Origin of the sequence: Aquipseudomonas guryensis (assembly GCF_014164785.1) — a bacterium.
Classification (GTDB): domain Bacteria; phylum Pseudomonadota; class Gammaproteobacteria; order Pseudomonadales; family Pseudomonadaceae; genus Aquipseudomonas; species Aquipseudomonas guryensis.
In genome coordinates, this window is sequence record NZ_JACJFN010000001.1 from 116980 (window position 1) to 133090 (window position 16111).

General features: G+C 61.8%; 17 protein-coding genes. 4 read left to right on the top strand and 13 right to left on the bottom strand.

Annotated elements, in window-relative coordinates; translation table 11 throughout:
- Positions 1 to 88 precede the first annotated feature (88 nt).
- The 3 genes from H3H45_RS00520 to rhlB all read left to right on the top strand — a co-directional run bounded on the left by H3H45_RS00520 (position 89) and on the right by rhlB (position 4071).
- Positions 89 to 1027 (top strand): GGDEF domain-containing protein, encoded by a 939-nt coding sequence (locus H3H45_RS00520; RefSeq protein WP_182831834.1) that lies wholly within the window; start codon positions 89 to 91, stop codon positions 1025 to 1027.
- 348 nt (positions 1028 to 1375) lie between these two features.
- Positions 1376 to 2536, top strand: coding sequence for a dipeptidase (locus H3H45_RS00525; RefSeq protein ID WP_182831835.1), 1161 nt, complete (start codon positions 1376 to 1378; stop codon positions 2534 to 2536).
- Between the two features lie 92 nt (positions 2537 to 2628).
- A complete protein-coding gene (gene rhlB, locus H3H45_RS00530; protein ID WP_328822194.1) occupies positions 2629 to 4071 on the top strand; it encodes an ATP-dependent RNA helicase RhlB in 1443 nt (480 codons plus the stop codon).
- A gap of 76 nt (positions 4072 to 4147) precedes the next feature.
- Here rhlB and H3H45_RS00535 read toward each other — a convergent pair whose 3' ends face one another.
- The 13 genes from H3H45_RS00535 to ffh all read right to left on the bottom strand — a co-directional run bounded on the left by H3H45_RS00535 (position 4148) and on the right by ffh (position 15072).
- On the bottom strand, positions 4148 to 4450 hold the full coding sequence (locus H3H45_RS00535; protein ID WP_182831837.1) for a ribbon-helix-helix domain-containing protein: 303 nt from the start codon (positions 4448 to 4450) through the stop codon (positions 4148 to 4150).
- Positions 4451 to 4463: 13 nt separating this feature from the next.
- Entirely contained in the window at positions 4464 to 5030 is a 567-nt protein-coding gene (locus H3H45_RS00540; RefSeq protein ID WP_182831838.1) for a DJ-1/PfpI family protein, read from the bottom strand.
- A gap of 205 nt (positions 5031 to 5235) precedes the next feature.
- Positions 5236 to 5952 (bottom strand): substrate-binding periplasmic protein, encoded by a 717-nt coding sequence (locus tag H3H45_RS00545; RefSeq protein ID WP_182831839.1) that lies wholly within the window; start codon positions 5950 to 5952, stop codon positions 5236 to 5238.
- Between the two features lie 209 nt (positions 5953 to 6161).
- A complete protein-coding gene (gene thrC, locus H3H45_RS00550; RefSeq protein WP_182831840.1) occupies positions 6162 to 7571 on the bottom strand; it encodes a threonine synthase in 1410 nt (469 codons plus the stop codon).
- Between the two features lie 10 nt (positions 7572 to 7581).
- Positions 7582 to 8886, bottom strand: a complete 1305-nt coding sequence (locus H3H45_RS00555; RefSeq protein WP_182831841.1) for a homoserine dehydrogenase — start codon at positions 8884 to 8886, stop codon at positions 7582 to 7584.
- A gap of 112 nt (positions 8887 to 8998) precedes the next feature.
- The gene (locus tag H3H45_RS00560) at positions 8999 to 9724 is read right to left on the bottom strand and encodes a DsbC family protein (RefSeq protein WP_182831842.1); all 726 of its coding nucleotides are present in this window, start codon (positions 9722 to 9724) and stop codon (positions 8999 to 9001) included.
- 240 nt (positions 9725 to 9964) lie between these two features.
- Positions 9965 to 10861 (bottom strand): site-specific tyrosine recombinase XerD, encoded by an 897-nt coding sequence (gene xerD / locus H3H45_RS00565; protein WP_182831843.1) that lies wholly within the window; start codon positions 10859 to 10861, stop codon positions 9965 to 9967.
- Positions 10862 to 10946: 85 nt separating this feature from the next.
- Positions 10947 to 11387 (bottom strand): acyl-CoA thioesterase, encoded by a 441-nt coding sequence (locus tag H3H45_RS00570; protein WP_182831844.1) that lies wholly within the window; start codon positions 11385 to 11387, stop codon positions 10947 to 10949.
- 170 nt (positions 11388 to 11557) lie between these two features.
- Positions 11558 to 11908 carry a 50S ribosomal protein L19 gene (gene rplS, locus H3H45_RS00575; protein WP_160488659.1) on the bottom strand — a complete coding sequence of 117 codons (351 nt, stop codon included), beginning with the start codon at positions 11906 to 11908 and terminating at the stop codon, positions 11558 to 11560.
- A 40-nt stretch (positions 11909 to 11948) separates the two neighbouring features.
- On the bottom strand, positions 11949 to 12692 hold the full coding sequence (gene trmD / locus H3H45_RS00580) for a tRNA (guanosine(37)-N1)-methyltransferase TrmD (protein ID WP_182831845.1): 744 nt from the start codon (positions 12690 to 12692) through the stop codon (positions 11949 to 11951).
- 29 nt (positions 12693 to 12721) lie between these two features.
- On the bottom strand, positions 12722 to 13255 hold the full coding sequence (gene rimM, locus H3H45_RS00585; RefSeq protein WP_182831846.1) for a ribosome maturation factor RimM: 534 nt from the start codon (positions 13253 to 13255) through the stop codon (positions 12722 to 12724).
- Positions 13256 to 13260: 5 nt separating this feature from the next.
- Positions 13261 to 13512, bottom strand: a complete 252-nt coding sequence (gene rpsP / locus H3H45_RS00590; protein WP_160082185.1) for a 30S ribosomal protein S16 — start codon at positions 13510 to 13512, stop codon at positions 13261 to 13263.
- A 183-nt stretch (positions 13513 to 13695) separates the two neighbouring features.
- The gene (gene ffh, locus H3H45_RS00595; protein ID WP_182831847.1) at positions 13696 to 15072 is read right to left on the bottom strand and encodes a signal recognition particle protein; all 1377 of its coding nucleotides are present in this window, start codon (positions 15070 to 15072) and stop codon (positions 13696 to 13698) included.
- A gap of 141 nt (positions 15073 to 15213) precedes the next feature.
- Between ffh and H3H45_RS00600 the strand changes: the two genes are divergently transcribed.
- Positions 15214 to 16014, top strand: a complete 801-nt coding sequence (locus tag H3H45_RS00600; protein ID WP_182831848.1) for a cytochrome C assembly family protein — start codon at positions 15214 to 15216, stop codon at positions 16012 to 16014.
- The last annotated feature ends 97 nt before the right edge of the window (positions 16015 to 16111 follow it).

Here is a 16111-nt window from a genome sequence, read left to right on the forward strand (position 1 = left end):
GGTCGAGGCTGGTGTTCGTGTTAACGATAGGAAGCGTTTGCGATGCCCAGCCGCCTTATCACAGCGTTGGATCACTGACAGCCCGGCCATGAAAAACGCCCGCTGGCAGCCCGACCCGCTGCAACTGCAACATGTGCGACTGTTCCAGAATGTCGCCTCCAGCAGCCTCGACCAGTTGCTCAGGGAGTTTCGCGCCTGCGAATTGGAGGCCGGCGAAGTGCTGCTTTCGCCGTTCAACCGCAACCAGTACCTCTATCTGCTGCTCGAAGGCGAACTCAAGGTCTTCCTCGGTTCGCTCGACAATCAACCGGTGAGCACCCTGCAGCCCGGTGAGTGTGCCGGCGAAATCAGCTTCATCGACAACGACCACCCCTCCGCCTACGTCGTCGCCACCACCGCGTCCCTGGTGCTACGCCTGCACCGCGAATCCCTGGTCAACCTGTTCAACCAGTCGCCGCAACTGATGCAGAACCTGCTGGAACTGCTCTGCGATCGAGTGCGCCAGGGCAACCGGATCATTCTCGACAGCGAACAGAACGCCAACCTCGATACCCTCACCGGCTGTTTCAACCGGCGCTGGCTGGAGCATGTGTATACCCGCGAAAGCACCCGTTGCGCCTTCAATGGCCAGGCACTGTGCATGCTCATGCTGGATGTCGACCACTTCAAGGCCTACAACGACCAGCACGGCCATCTCGCCGGCGATTACGCCCTGTGCCTGGTGGCCCACACCCTGCGCAACCAACTGCGGCCGAAGGACAGCATGGCGCGTTACGGCGGCGAAGAGTTCGTCATCCTGCTGCCGGAAATCGACGTGGAGGAAGCCCGCAGCATCGGCGAGCGCCTGCGTCAGAGCCTTGAGCAGGTCTCCTCGTTCTATTCGCCGGTTGGCATTCTGCCGGGCGTCACCGTATCCATCGGCATGGCGCCGATGAAGCCGCAGGACAGCCTGGAAAGCCTGATCGCGCGGGCTGACAGCGCGCTATATCAGGCCAAGCAGCAGGGCCGCAACTGCCTCTGCGGCTAAAAAATGTACCGATAGCGGCTGCACCGCTGCGATGCGGCGTCACGCGGTGCTCGAAATCCTCATGAACTCCAGTTCACTGCGGTTTCTGCGCTCGGGCTCCTTGCCTCACAGCGGTTCGCTCGCTATCCATCACATTTTTCTCCGTACTTGTCAGAGCCAGCCTTGTAGGGTGGATAACACTCTGCTTATCCACCGAGGCCGCCTCCAAACGGTCACAGGCAGATTGATGAGCGAGCGCTACCCCCCTGGCAGCGCGATTGCACCACTCACGCCCTCAACCCGCCAACAGCCCCGGCAAGCTCTGTTAGAGTTCGGCGCATAACAATAACGCCCGGATGGCTCCCTACTATGCGCAAACTCCCTCTCGCCTTGCTCGCTGTTGCCGTGATTGGTGCTGGCGTGTTCTTCGGCCTGCCCAGCCTGCTCGACCGCAAGATGAACAGCGTCGCCTCACCGGCACCCTACCCGGCCAGCGAGTCGGCCAGCAAACTGCACCAGACCCTGTTCGTCGCCGACCTACACGATGACGCCCTGCTTTGGCAGCGCGATCTGCTCGAACGCCACACTTATGGTCACTCCGACCTGCCGCGCCTGCTCGAAGGACGTGTCGGCCTGCAGGTGTTCTCCACCGTGACCAAGACCCCGCGCGGCCTCAACTACCAGAGCAACGGTAGCGATAGCGACAACATCACCCTGCTGGCCATGGCCCAGCGCTGGCCGCGGGCGACCTGGAACAGCCTGCTGCAACGGGCGCTGTACCAGGGGCAGAAACTGCAGCAGGCGGCCACCGACAGCCAGGGGCGCCTGGTATTGATCCGCAGCCGCGGCGACCTGCAAGCCTTCCTCAAGACCTGGCAGCAGGATCCGCAGCACCTGGCCGCAATCCTCGCCACCGAGGGCCTGCAGCCCATCGAAGGCAAGCTGGAAAATATCGACCGTCTGTACGACGCCGGCTTTCGCATCGCCGGCCTGACCCACTTCTTCGACAACGAAGTAGGCGGCTCGGCCCATGGCCTGGAGAAAGGCGGCCTGACTCCACTCGGCCGCCAGGTCATCGCCCGCCTGGAAGAAAAACGCATGCTGGTCGACCTCGCCCATGCCTCCAAGGCGCTGATCGACGACGTCCTGAAAATCGCCACCCGCCCAGTACTGGTGTCCCACACCGGCGTTGCAGGCACCTGCCCCGGCCCACGCAACCTGAGCGACGAACACCTGCAACGCATCGCCGCCAACGGCGGGCTGATCGGTATCGGCTATTGGGATGCCGCCGTCTGTGAAACCTCGGTCGGCGCCATCGTCCGTGCCATTCGCTACAGTGCCGACAAGATCGGCGTCGAGCATGTGGCCCTGGGCTCCGACTTCAACGGCACGGTGCACACGCCTTTCGATACCACCGGCCTGGCGCAGATTACCGAAGGCCTGCAACGCGCCGGCTTCAGCCAGGCCGACATCGCCAAGATCATGGGCGGCAACGTGCAGCGTCTGCTGCTCAGCACACTGCCGGAATAACCCGGTGCGCCAAGCTCCCCGCGGCACTTCGCCACGGGGACTTCTTGCATTACACTGGCGGCCGTTCATTCCTTAACCAATACGAGATGGCCGTGCTCAAAGCACTCAAGAAAATTTTCAGCAAGGGCGAAGCCGAGCAGCCCGTGCGCAGCACCTCTCCCAGCTCACCCGCCCCATCCGTCGCCGCCCCTGGCGAACATCGCCAGCAGCAGCCCAAACAACAAGCAGGCGCCGGCAGCGAACCTGCAGCCAGCGCGCCAGCGCCGAAGAAAGCGCGTAACGACAAACCGCGCCGCGAGCGCCCGGCCAAGCCAGTGGATACCTGGAAGCTGGAAGACTTCGCGGTCGATCCGCAGGAAGGCAAAACCCGCTTCCACGACTTCCGGCTCTCTCCCGAGCTGATGCACGCGATCCACGACCTCGGCTTCCCCTACTGCACGCCGATCCAGGCCCAGGTGCTCGGACACACCCTCAAGGGCAAGGACGCCATCGGCCGTGCCCAGACCGGCACTGGCAAGACCGCCGCGTTCCTGATCTCGACTATTACCCAGCTGCTGCAGACGCCGCCGCCGAAAGAACGCTACATGGGCGAGCCGCGCGCACTGATCATCGCGCCGACCCGCGAACTGGTGGTGCAGATCGCCAAGGACGCCGCCGACCTGACCAAGTACACCGGCCTCAACGTCATGCAGTTCGTTGGCGGCATGGACTTCGACAAGCAGCTAAAGCAGCTGGAATCGCGCTTCTGCGACATCCTGGTGGCAACCCCGGGCCGCCTGCTGGACTTCAACCAGCGCGGCGAAGTGCACCTGGACATGGTCGAGGTGATGGTTCTCGATGAAGCCGACCGCATGCTCGACATGGGCTTCATCCCGCAGGTACGCCAGATCATCCGCCAAACCCCGATGAAGGGCGAACGGCAGACCCTGCTGTTCTCCGCCACCTTCACCGAAGACGTGATGAACCTGGCACGCCAGTGGACGGTCGACCCGGCCATCGTCGAGATCGAGCCGGAGCAGGTCGCCAGCGACACCGTCGAGCAGCATGTCTACGCGGTGGCCGGCAGCGACAAGTACAAGCTGCTGTACAACCTGATCGCGCAGAACGACTGGACCCGCGTGATGGTCTTCGCCAACCGCAAGGACGAAGTGCGGCGCATCGAGGAAAAACTCACCCGCGACGGCATCAGTGCCGCGCAGATGTCCGGCGACGTGCCGCAGGTCAAGCGGATCAAGGTGCTCGAAGGCTTCCGCGAGGGCAAGATCCGCGTCCTGGTCGCCACCGATGTGGCCGGCCGCGGCATCCACGTCGAAGGCATCAGCCACGTGATCAACTTCACCCTGCCGGAAACTCCCGACGACTACGTGCACCGCATCGGCCGTACGGGCCGTGCCGGCACCAGCGGCAAGTCGATCAGCTTCGCCGGCGAGGACGATGCCTACGCCCTGCCACCGATCGAGGCGCTGATCGGGCGCAAGATCAACTGCGAGATGCCGCCGGACGAGCTGCTCAAGCCGGTGCCACGCAAGCACTGATCGCGCTGTTAGAAAAAGCCCGCTGAACACGGGCTTTTTTGTGGGCTGAAGTTCGCCTTCAGGCTCGGCGTGCCGTCTAACGGGACTGCACCAGGCTCAGCACGTCGGCACTGCGCTGCGGCCGCGACGCCAGATAGCGGGTGCAGCTAACGCGCAGGAACGAGGCGAAATTGACCACCTCACCGCGGTAGTCCATAACCTCGTCATACAGCTTGCTGATCAACTGATTGGTGGTCATGCCGTCGACCTCGGCGATTTCGCGCAGCAGCTCCCAGAACTGGTTTTCCAGGCGCAGGGTTGTCACCACCCCACGGATACGCAGGGAGCGCGAGCGCGACTCGTAGAGGATCGGGTCAGCCTTCACATAGAGTTCGCACATCGCGCAGCTCCTCTTAGCCCAATACCTTCAGAAACGCCGCCAGCCAGGCCGGATGGGCTGGCCAGGCGGGCGCGGTGACCAGGTTGCCATCGACATGCACGCCGTCCATCGGCACCTCCACATACTCGCCGCCGGCCAGGCGCACTTCAGGCGCGCATGCCGGGTAAGCGCTGCAACCGCGTCCCTTGAGCACATCGGCGGCAGCCAGCAGCTGGGCGCCATGACAGACGGCGGCAATCGGCTTGTTGGCGGCGTTGAAAGCCTGCACCAGGGCAATCACCTGCGGATTCAGGCGCAGGTACTCGGGGGCGCGACCACCGGGAATTACCAGAGCATGGTAAGCCTCGGCACGCACCTGATCGAAGCTGAAGTTGAGGGCAAAGTTATGCCCCGGCTTCTCGCTGTAGGTCTGGTCGCCCTCGAAGTCATGGATGGCGGTACGCACGCTGTCGCCGGCCTGCTTGCCAGGGCACACCGCATGCACGGTATGGCCGACCATCTGCAGGGCCTGGAACGGCACCATGGTTTCGTAGTCTTCGACATAGTCGCCGACCAACATAAGGATGTTCTTGGCAGTCATGGCAGGGCCTCTGGTCCAGGTGAGTTGACTCTTACAGTCTGGTCCAGAGCCACCGACAGCGGGTAACAACGGGCTACTACAGACAGAAAAGGCTGCATGCTGCGGGTTTTGCAGCGACCGCCATGCAGTGGCTTGTCACGCTTGCCGTGACCACAATGAGCAGTTGGCAGCAGTGCACCGCACAGGTAGCAGGTCAGCTTTCAGGTCAAAGACGCACGCCATACTTCGCATAGATCCGCTCGATCACACCATCGCGCTTCAGTTTGACGATGGCTTCATCCAACCTTTCCAGCCAGACCTTGTTACGCGGATGCACGCGCATGCTCACATCAAACACGCTGATGGCATCGCCCACTTCAAGCGTGCGGTAGGCCGGGACTTGCCGGATGTTGTATTGCGCCACCGCCTTGTTGATCACGATCTGGTCAAAGCGCGCGCTCGCCAGCATTTCCAATAGCTGCAGCTCGTTCAAGGCATTGCGCCGATCAATTTGCCCAGCCTCAATCAACGCACGCAAGTCAGGGTAGGCATAACCACGCACCAGACCCAGGGCCTTGCCGCGCAGGTCATCCGGCGTGTTCACGGCAAACGCCTTGCCTGGAGCAAAAACCATGACATCGACGATCTTGCCGAACGGTACGGAAAACTCGCCCGGCACCTCCTGCCCCTTCACCCAGCCGGCATAAACACCGGGCTCGATATCCAGTTGGCCGCCATTGAACAACAGTCCAATGCGCGGATAGGGGTAATAGCGCACATTGAATTTATCGCCAAGCAGCAGACTCAGCTCGTCAAATATGTCTTGGTAAATGCCACTGTTATCACGCTCGATCATCATCGGCGGGTAATCATAAAAGCCGACTTCAAACGTGGCGGCCGCTGCCGGAGCGGCAAACCCCAGCCAGCCCAACAGATAGATCAACGCCTGCTTTCTAGCCCGCCGCATTAACCACCTCAGCACGTTCACGCTGGCGACCACCCTGCAACATCGAACTCACATGCATCAGCAGCATCCTCCCGCACCAGGGTCTGTTGCCGCCGTGCACGAAGCGGTAACAGACCCTAAGCATAGCCCCATAAAAAAAGCCGGCCCCTTGCGGGTAACCGGCTTTCAGCGCTCACAAACCTGGCTTACAGCGGCTTGCCGCGATTGCCGTGGGCAGCGACGAACTGCTGCACGGTCTTCAGGTCGTTGGCCAGCACGGTGCAACGCTCGTCGCGCTGGAACAGGTCAGCCAGATGCGGCGGCAGGGCAGGAGCCTGGCCGATACCGGCCTTCTCCACTGCTTCAGGGAACTTGACCGGGTGGGCGGTGCCCAGGGTAACCATGGGAATGGCCATACTGCGGCGGCATTCACGGGCCGCGCGCACGCCGATCGCGGTGTGCGGGTCGAGCAGCTCGCCGCACTCCTTGTAGACCTCGGCGATGGTCTCGCAGGTCTCTTCGTCATTCACTGCCAGCGAGTCGAACAGCTTGCGCGCCTCGGTCCAGCGATCTTCCTCGACGCTGAAACCGCCACCCTGCTTGAAGGTATCCATCAGCCCGGCGATAGCAGCACCATTGCGACCATGCAGGTCGAACAGCAGACGCTCGAAGTTCGACGACACCATGATGTCCATGGACGGCGACAGGGTCGGGTGCAGATCGCCCTTCACATACTGATTGCCACTCATGAAGCGGTGCAGGATGTCGTTGCGGTTGGTGGCGACGATCAACTGGCTGATTGGCAGGCCCATGTTGCGTGCCAGGTAGCCGGCGAAGATGTCACCGAAGTTGCCAGTCGGTACCGAGAACGCCACCGAACGCGCCGGGCCACCGAGCTGCAGGGCGGCGTGGAAGTAGTAGACGATCTGGGCCATGATCCGCGCCCAGTTGATCGAGTTGACTGCCACCAGACGGGTACCCTTGAGGAAACCCTGGTCGGCGAAGCTGGCCTTAACCATCTCCTGGCAGTCGTCGAAGTTGCCTTCGATGGCGATGTTGTGGATGTTATCGCCGAAGATGGTGGTCATCTGCCGGCGCTGCACCTCGGACACGCGGTTGTGCGGGTGCATGATGAAGATGTCGACGTTGTCGCAGGCCTTACAGCCTTCGATGGCCGCCGAGCCGGTATCACCACTGGTGGCACCCATGATCACTACACGCTCGTTGCGCTTGGCCAGCACGTAGTCGAGCAGGCGGCCGAGCAGCTGCAGGGCGAAATCCTTGAAAGCCAGGGTCGGGCCGTGGAACAGCTCCAGCACCCACTCGTTGCCGTTCAGTTGGCGCAGCGGCGCCACGGCGTTGTGGGCAAACACCCCATAGGTTTCTTCGAGGATCTTCTTGAAGTCGGCATCCGGGATGCTGCCGGTGACGAACGGACGCATCACGCGGAAGGCCAGCTCGTGATAGGGCAGGCCGGCCCAGGAGGCGATTTCTTCCTGGGTGAAGCGCGGCAGGTTTTCCGGTACGTAGAGGCCGCCGTCACTGGCCAGGCCAGCCAGCAGCACGTCTTCGAAGTTGAGAACCGGGGCCTGGCCGCGGGTACTGATATAACGCATGTTCTTTCCCTCAGCCCAGTTGTTCGACGCGGATACGCACCACGCGACCGACCACGTCGCTCAGCGCTTCCAGCGCGGCGATGGCGTCGTTGACGCGCGACTCGACCACCCGGTGGGTGACCAGAATCATCGGTACCAGGCCGTCGTGCTCTTCGGCTTCTTTCTGCATGATCGATTCGATGTTGATGCCGCGCGCCGAGAGGATACTCGCCACCTGGGCCAACACGCCCGGATGATCCTTGGCCTGGATGCGCAGGTAGTAGGCGCTCTCGCACTGCTCGATCGGCAGGATCGGGTGGTCGGACAGCGAATCCGGCTGAAAGGCCAGGTGCGGCACACGGTTTTCCGGGTCGGTGGTCAGCGCACGCACCACGTCGACCAGGTCGGCCACTACGGAAGATGCGGTCGGTTCCATGCCGGCGCCGGCACCGTAGAACAGGGTCGAACCGGCGGCATCGCCATTGACCATCACCGCGTTCATCACGCCATTGACGTTGGCGATCAGACGGTCAGCCGGGATCAGCGTCGGGTGCACGCGCAGCTCGAAACCGGCCTCGGTGCGACGAGCCACACCGAGGTGCTTGATGCGGTAGCCCAGGGCTTCGGCGTAGTTGACGTCGGCGCTGGTCAGCTGGCTGATGCCTTCGGTGTAGGCCTTGTCGAACTGCAGCGGGATACCAAAGGCGATGGAGGCGAGGATGGTCAGCTTGTGCGCGGCGTCGATGCCTTCGACGTCGAAGGTCGGATCGGCTTCGGCATAGCCGAGGGCCTGAGCCTCTTTCAACACGTCAGAGAAGGCACGGCCTTTCTCGCGCATCTCGGTAAGGATGAAGTTGCCGGTGCCGTTGATGATGCCCGCCAGCCAGTTAATGCGGTTGCCGGCCAGGCCTTCGCGGATCGCCTTGATCACCGGGATGCCGCCAGCCACGGCCGCTTCGAAAGCGACGATAACGCCCTTCTCGCGCGCCTTGGCGAAGATTTCGTTGCCGTGCACGGCGATCAGCGCCTTGTTCGCGGTGACCACGTGCTTGCCGTTCTCGATGGCCTTGAGCACCAGCTCGTGGGCCAGGGTGTAGCCACCGATCAGCTCGATGACCACGTCGATCTCGGGGTTGTTCGCCACATCGAAAATATCAGCAGTGATGGGGGTGCTGCCGGTATCGCATTTCGGGTTGGGGCGACGTGCAGCAATCTGCGCGACTTCGATTCCGCGCCCGGCACGGCGGGCAATCTCCTCGGCATTGCGTTTAAGCACATTGAAGGTGCCGCCACCGACGGTACCCAGCCCACAGATGCCTACTTTGACCGGTTTCACTCTGATTTCCCCATCTGCACTGCGTAAAACGGCCGGAGCAAGCCCCGGCCGCATAAAAGAGCCGCACATTACGAAGCGGTTCCCTATTAGTCAATCTACCAGCGACCCCGGATTACTTGGCCTCCAGGGCAATTTTTGCCAGATCGGGTGCCGGTTTGTATCCCGGAATCAGCTGACCGTTCGCCAGAACGATGGCAGGCGTACCATTCACACCAATGGCCTTACCCAGTTCGTAGTGCTTCATGACGGGATTTACGCACTTCCCGGGTGGCAGCTCCTGGCGGGCCTTGGCCTTGTCCATCGCAGCCTGGCGATCCTTGGCGCACCACACGCTGACCAGACCGTTGTAGCCATGGGAACCCTCGCCCTGGCGTGGGAAGGCGACATAACGCACCTCGACGCCGAGGCGATTGAGCTCCGGCACCTCGCTGTGCAGCTTCTGGCAGTAACCGCAATCGGGATCGGTAAACACGGTGATATGGGTCTTCGGCTGCTTCGGTGCAAATACCACCATTTCGCTCAACGGAACTTCGTTGATCAGCTTGGCGATGCCTTGGCTTTGCACCTTCTCGGTCAGATTGACTGCACTATCATCCTTGAACTGATAGAGATTGCCCTGCAGGAGGAACTGTCCATCGGCACTGGCATAGAGCAGGCGACCACCCTTTAGCTGCACCTGAAACAGACCGGTCATTGGACTCTCGGCAATAGCCTCAATCGGCAACTTGGGGTCTAACTTGTAAAGCGTGGCACGGATGGCCTGATCCGGATCGGCCGCTTGGGCAATGGCAGCAACAAGGCCGAGCGCGGTGCCGGCAATAAGGCGGAAAACGGGCATGGGTTACTCCTGTCAACAGTGCGGCCAGCCTACCACAGAAGCCCTGCAGCGCCGATCACAGACGCTGGGCGGGCATATGGAACGGATGGACTGCGGAGTCAACACGCAGAAATTGAAGCGGCGAGGCATTCAGCCACCTCGATGACATCCCTGTCGAAACGTCGTAGTCCGCCGAGCCCCGGCCCGACCATCCGTGGCCGGTCGTTCGCCGGAACGACGCAGTGCTTCGTCTTTCCCGGCTCACCCACGCGGATGATGCCGAGCGTGCAGTTCCTGCAGCCGCGCCTTGGCGATATGGGTGTAGATCTGCGTGGTCGACAGGTCGCTGTGCCCCAGCAGCATCTGCACCACGCGCAGGTCGGCACCATGATTGAGCAAGTGGGTGGCGAAGGCATGGCGCAGGGTATGCGGCGACAGCGACTTGGCGATCCCGGCCACCCGAGCCTGGTGCTTGATCCGGTGCCAGAAGGTCTGCCGGGTCATCTGCTCGCCGCGCAGGCTGGGAAACAGCACATCGCTCGGTTTGCCAGCCAGCAGCAAGGGCCGCGCCTCGCGCACATAGCGCTCGATCCAGGCGATCGCCTCTTCACCCATGGGCACCAAGCGCTCCTTGCTGCCCTTGCCGAACACACGCAGCACACCCTGACGCAGATTGACCTGCTCCAGGGTCAGGGAAATCAGCTCGCTTACCCGCAGGCCACAGGCATACAGGACTTCGAGCATGGCGCGGTCGCGCAGGCCAAGCGGATCGTCCAGCTCCGGCGCCGCCAGCAGCGCTTCGACATCCGCCTCGGACAACGATTTGGGCAGCGGCCGGCCGAGCTGCGGCAGATCAATCTGCAGGGTCGGGTCCTCGCTGATCAGGCCCTCGCGCAGCAGGTAGCGGTAGAAGCCGCGCACCCCGGAAAGAAAGCGCGCCGTGGAGCGCGCCTTGTAGCCCTCAGCCAAGCGCCAGGCGAGATGATCGAGGATGATCTCACGCCCCGCCCCCGGCAACTCCAGACCACGCTCCTCCAGCCAGGCATGGAACAGACCGAGGTCACTGCGGTAGGCATCACGGGTATGTACCGACAGGCCTTTCTCCAGCCACAAGGCATCGAGAAAGCGATCCAGCAGAGGGTGATCGAGAACGGGCATAGGCAACACCAGAAACAGAACCGCTAGTCTTCCACAGCTAGCGCCATGACGGCCAGCTAGCAGAGCGAGTGATCCAGCCTCGGCCTTAGCCGTTTACGGTTTCCGCTGCAGCATCAGCGACAAACCCCGGCAGCACCGGGATCGGTTTATTGTCTTCGCCCACGGCAACAAAGCTGAACACACCACTGACTGCTTTCTCGCGCCCGTCGTGGTACATGCTCTCGACATAGATGTTCACCTCGACCTTGAGGCTGGTATTGCCGACCTTGATCACCCGACCGACCAGCTCGACGATTGAGCCGGCCGGTATCGCATGTTTGAAGTCGATGCGATCACTGGACACGGTCACCAGGGGCAGGCGGCAGAAGCGCGTAGCCGCGATGAAGGAGACCTCGTCCATCCAGGCCAGGGCGGTACCACCGAACAGGGTGTTGTGGTGGTTGGTGGTCGGCGGGAATACCGCCTTGGTCACGCGGCTTTCCGACAACTCGGTGCGGCGCTGGATCTCTTGCTCTCTCGGGGTCATGCCACTACTGCTCTCTGAAAAAGATGTGGCTGCCGCTGTGCTGCGCGGTGTTGTGCTTCTTATCACGCTGCCCGCTGGACAGATATCGACTGCAGAACCTGCCGGTCGCAGGCCCCAGAAACGAAAAAAGCAGCCCGAGGGCTGCTTTTTCCTGCAAGGAAACCGTCCGATCAGGACAGTTTTTCCTTGATGCGTGCGGCCTTGCCGGACAGGTCGCGGAGGTAGTACAGCTTGGCTTTGCGCACGTCACCGCGACGCTTGACGGCCAGGCTGTCAACCAGCGGGCTGTAGGTCTGGAAGGTACGTTCTACGCCAACACCGTTGGAGATCTTGCGCACAGTGAAAGCACTGTTCAGACCACGGTTGCGCTTGGCGATAACCACGCCTTCGAAAGCCTGCAGACGGGAACGGTCGCCTTCCTTTACTTTTACCTGAACGACAATAGTGTCGCCCGGGGCAAAGGCCGGGATTTCTTTGGTCATCTGCTCAGCTTCGAGCTGCTGAATGATTTTGTTGGTCATGCTGTGCTCCTAAGACAAACCACGGTTTGTCATCGATACGTTAACTATCGTCCCGCTGGCGGATGTATTCCTCCAGCAGCTTTTTTTCTTCTCCAGAAAGCGAGCGGCTATCCAGAAGATCAGCACGGCGTTCCCAGGTCCGACCAAGGGACTGCTGTAAACGCCAGCGCCGGATGTGTTCGTGGTTGCCACTAAGCAACACGTCGGGAACACATTTACCCGCATACACCTCCGGGCGGGTGTAGTGCGGACAGTCGAGCAGGCCGTCGCTAAACGAATCCTCCTCGGCCGAATCTGCATGGCCCAATGCACCGGGCAACAAGCGGGTCACTGCATCGATCAGAACCATCGCCGGCAGCTCACCGCCGGAGAGAACGTAGTCACCGATCGACCATTCTTCATCGACATGTTCTTCGATGAAACGCTCGTCGATACCTTCGTAGCGGCCGGCAATCAGGATCAACGCCTCCTCGCCAGCCAGCTCACGCACTGCCGGCTGATTAAGCTGGCGGCCTTGCGGCGACAGGTAGATCACCTTCGCCTGCGCTCCGGCCGATGCCTTGGCCGCAGCCAGGGCGCCTTCCAGAGGCTTGATCTTCATCACCATGCCGGGGCCGCCACCGAAGGGGCGATCATCCACAGTCTGATGCCGGTCATCGGTGAAATCGCGCAGGTAGTGGCAGTTCAACTGCAACAGACCCTGCTTCACCGCACGACTGGTAATGCCGTACTGACTGATGGCGGCAAACATCTCCGGGAAGATGCTGATGACTTCAACGCGCATGGCACTCGCTCGCACAAGAGCCTGTCAGCTCAGAAATCAGCATCCCAGTCGACCTGCATTTCGCCAGCGGCCAGATCGACCTTGAGCACACACTGCGCGGTATACGGCAGCAGGCGTTCACGGTCATCCAGGCTGTCAGCGCAGGGCTTGACCACCATCACATCGTTGGCACCGGTCTCCAGCAGGTGGTCGATTTTGCCGAGCAGTTGCCCGAGCTGATCGATAACCTTGAGACCTTCGAGCTGGTACCAGTAGAACTCGTCTTCAGCCAGATCCGGCAGCAACGCACGGGGCACACAAATGTCGAAACCCGCGAAGGTACGTGCCACTTCGCGGTCATCGAGGCCCTTGAGCTTTGCCACCAGGACCTTGCCTTGCAAGCGTCCACTTAGCATCTCAACCTGCTTGACCTCTGCATCGCGCTTGAGCGTCCAATGCGGGTAATCAAGCAGGTTGTCGATCGGATCGGTGAAGGAATAAATCTTCACCTCGCCACGCACACCGTGCACCGAAGTGATCTTGCCGAGGACGATCAGGTCCTCAGCGGTCGGCGTCGTGGTCATAGTACTCAGGCAGCGGCCTTGGCAGCGTCCTTGAGCAGCTGAGCAACACGCTCAGACGGCTGGGCGCCTTGGCTCAGCCAGTAAGTGACGCGCTCCTGATTAACAGAAAGCTTCACTTCACCACCGGTGGCGATCGGGTTGAAGAAACCCACGCGCTCAACGAAACGACCATCGCGCGCATTGCGGCTGTTGGTCACGGTCAGGTGGTAGAAGGGGCGCTTCTTGGAGCCGCCACGGGCAAGACGGATGGTTACCATGTGAACATCGTTCCTGTAGTCGGTGCTTGCAAAACAAAAGGCACACTTTGAGGGCCTAGGCCCGAAAGGCCGCATATTCTAAGGATTATGCGACCGTTTGCAAATCTCTTTTTGGTTCCGCCGGTCGGCGTCGCCCTGCAAGCCAGGCAGGGCGGCCCTATACGGCATTCGCGGGCAGGCTGCTCAGAGCTTGGGCATGCCGCCGCCGGGCATCATTCCGCCCAGACCCCGCATCATCTTGGCCATGCCGCCCTTGGCAGTGAACTTCTTCATCATCTTCTGCATCTGCTTGTGCTGCTTGATCAGCCGCCCGACATCCTGCACCTGGGTGCCGGAACCAAGGGCAATGCGGCGCTTGCGCGAGCCACTGATGATGTCCGGGTCACGGCGCTCGGCTGGGGTCATCGAGCAGATGATCGCGTCCATCTGCTTGAACTGCTTCTCGGCTGCACCCTGGGCGCCGCTCATTTGCGACAGATTGACCCCGCCGATGGACGGTAGCTTGTCCATCAGACCACCCAAGCCGCCCATGTTCTTCATCTGCTGCAGCTGATCGCGGAAGTCTTCGAGGTCGAAGCCTTTGCCCTTCTTCAGCTTCTTGGTGAGCTTCTCGGCCTTCTCGCGGTCGATGGTCTGCTCGGCCTGCTCGATCAGGCTGAGCACGTCACCCATGCCGAGGATGCGCGAGGCGATACGATCCGGATGGAAGGGCTCGAGCGCGTCGCTCTTCTCGCCCATACCGATGAACTTGATCGGCTTGCCGGTGATGTGGCGCACGGACAGCGCGGCACCACCACGGGCATCGCCGTCGACCTTGGTCAGCACCACGCCGGTCAGCGGCAGCGCATCGCCGAAGGCCTTGGCCGTGTTGGCGGCATCCTGGCCGGTCATGGCGTCGACCACGAACAGGGTCTCGGCCGGCTTGGTCGCCGCATGCACGGCCTGGATCTCGGCCATCATCTCGGCATCGATGGCCAGACGGCCGGCGGTGTCGACGATGACCACGTCGATGAACTTGAGCTTGGCCTCGGCAATCGCCGCCTGGGCAATGGCCACCGGCTGCTGGCTGCTGTCGGACGGGAAGAAGGTCACACCGATGTCGCTGGCCAGGGTTTCCAGCTGCTTGATCGCCGCCGGGCGATAGACGTCAGCCGAGACCAGCATCACCGTCTTCTTCTTGCGCTCCTTGAGGAAGCGCGCCAGCTTGCCGGCGGTGGTGGTCTTGCCAGCACCCTGCAGGCCGGCCATCAGCACCACGGCGGGAGGGGTGACGGCGAGGCTGAGATCCTCGTTGGCCGCACCCATCAGCTCTTCCAGCTCGGCGCGCACGATCTTCACGAATGCCTGACCGGGCGTCAGGCTCTTCGACACCTCGGTGCCGACCGCGCGATCCTTGACCTTGTTGACGAAGTCCTTGACCACCGGCAGCGCAACATCGGCCTCGAGCAGGGCCATGCGCACTTCACGCAGGGTGTCCTTGATGTTGTCTTCGCTCAGTTTGGCCTTGCCGGTGACATGACGCAGCGTCTGTGACAGGCGGTCAGTTAGGTTTTCGAACATGCGCTTTCCTTTCAGCGGGTCTTGCGGCAGGTCGCGGAGTATAACCAAGTGCCCGAGTCACCGACACCGCCAGCGGTCTTTCGTGAAATGCTTCTTATATGCCAAACTCACGACCTTTCGGGCCCTGCGTTACAAGGACTTATGCACCCTCTGCTGCCCAGCCTCGCTGCTGCCGCGCTGTATGCCGGCGCCACTGTTTATCAAGGCCTGCGCCTGGCCAAGCGCGAAACGCCGAACCGGCCCCTGCTCGCACTGCTGGTACTGGTTGCCCTGCTCTGTCATGGCAGCAGCCTGTTCCTGCAGTTAAATGCCAGCGCCGGGCTGACCCTGGACTTCTTCAGCGCCGCCAGCCTGATCGCCTACGCGGTGATCCTCCTGACCCTGCTGGCCTGCCTGCGCATCCCGGTGGAAAACCTGCTGCTGGTTCTGCTGCCCGTGGGCTGTCTGACCGTGCTGCTGGCGCAGTTTCTGCCCACTGGCACGCTGAGCCCGATCAATGAAGGTCCCGGCATTCTCGCCCACATCCTTCTGTCGATCCTAGCCTATGGCCTGCTGACCATGGCGGTGTTTCAAGCCCTGCTTCTGCTGCTGCAGGATCACCAGCTCAAGCACAAGCATCCGTCCGGGCTGATCAAGAACTTCCCGCCACTGCAAACCATGGAAAGCCTGCTGTTCGGCTTCCTCTGGGCTGGCTGGGGCCTGCTCTCGCTGTCGCTGCTGTCCGGCTGGCTGTTCGTCGACAATCTGTTCGCCCAGCACTTGGCACACAAAACCATCCTCTCCTGCTTCGCCTGGGTGGTCTTCGCCGTGCTGCTGTGGGGCCGTCACCAGCTGGGTTGGCGCGGCCACAAGGCCATCCGCTGGACCCTGGCAGGCTTCTGCCTGCTGATGCTGGCGTACTTCGGCAGCAAGCTGGTCCGCGAATTCATTCTGCATATCTGAGCCGCCCATGACCCTCACTCCCTGGATGTGGTCGCTTGGTGCCTTGGCTCTGCTGGGCGCTGCCACCCTGCTGCTGTACGGCGGCAACCTGGCTCAC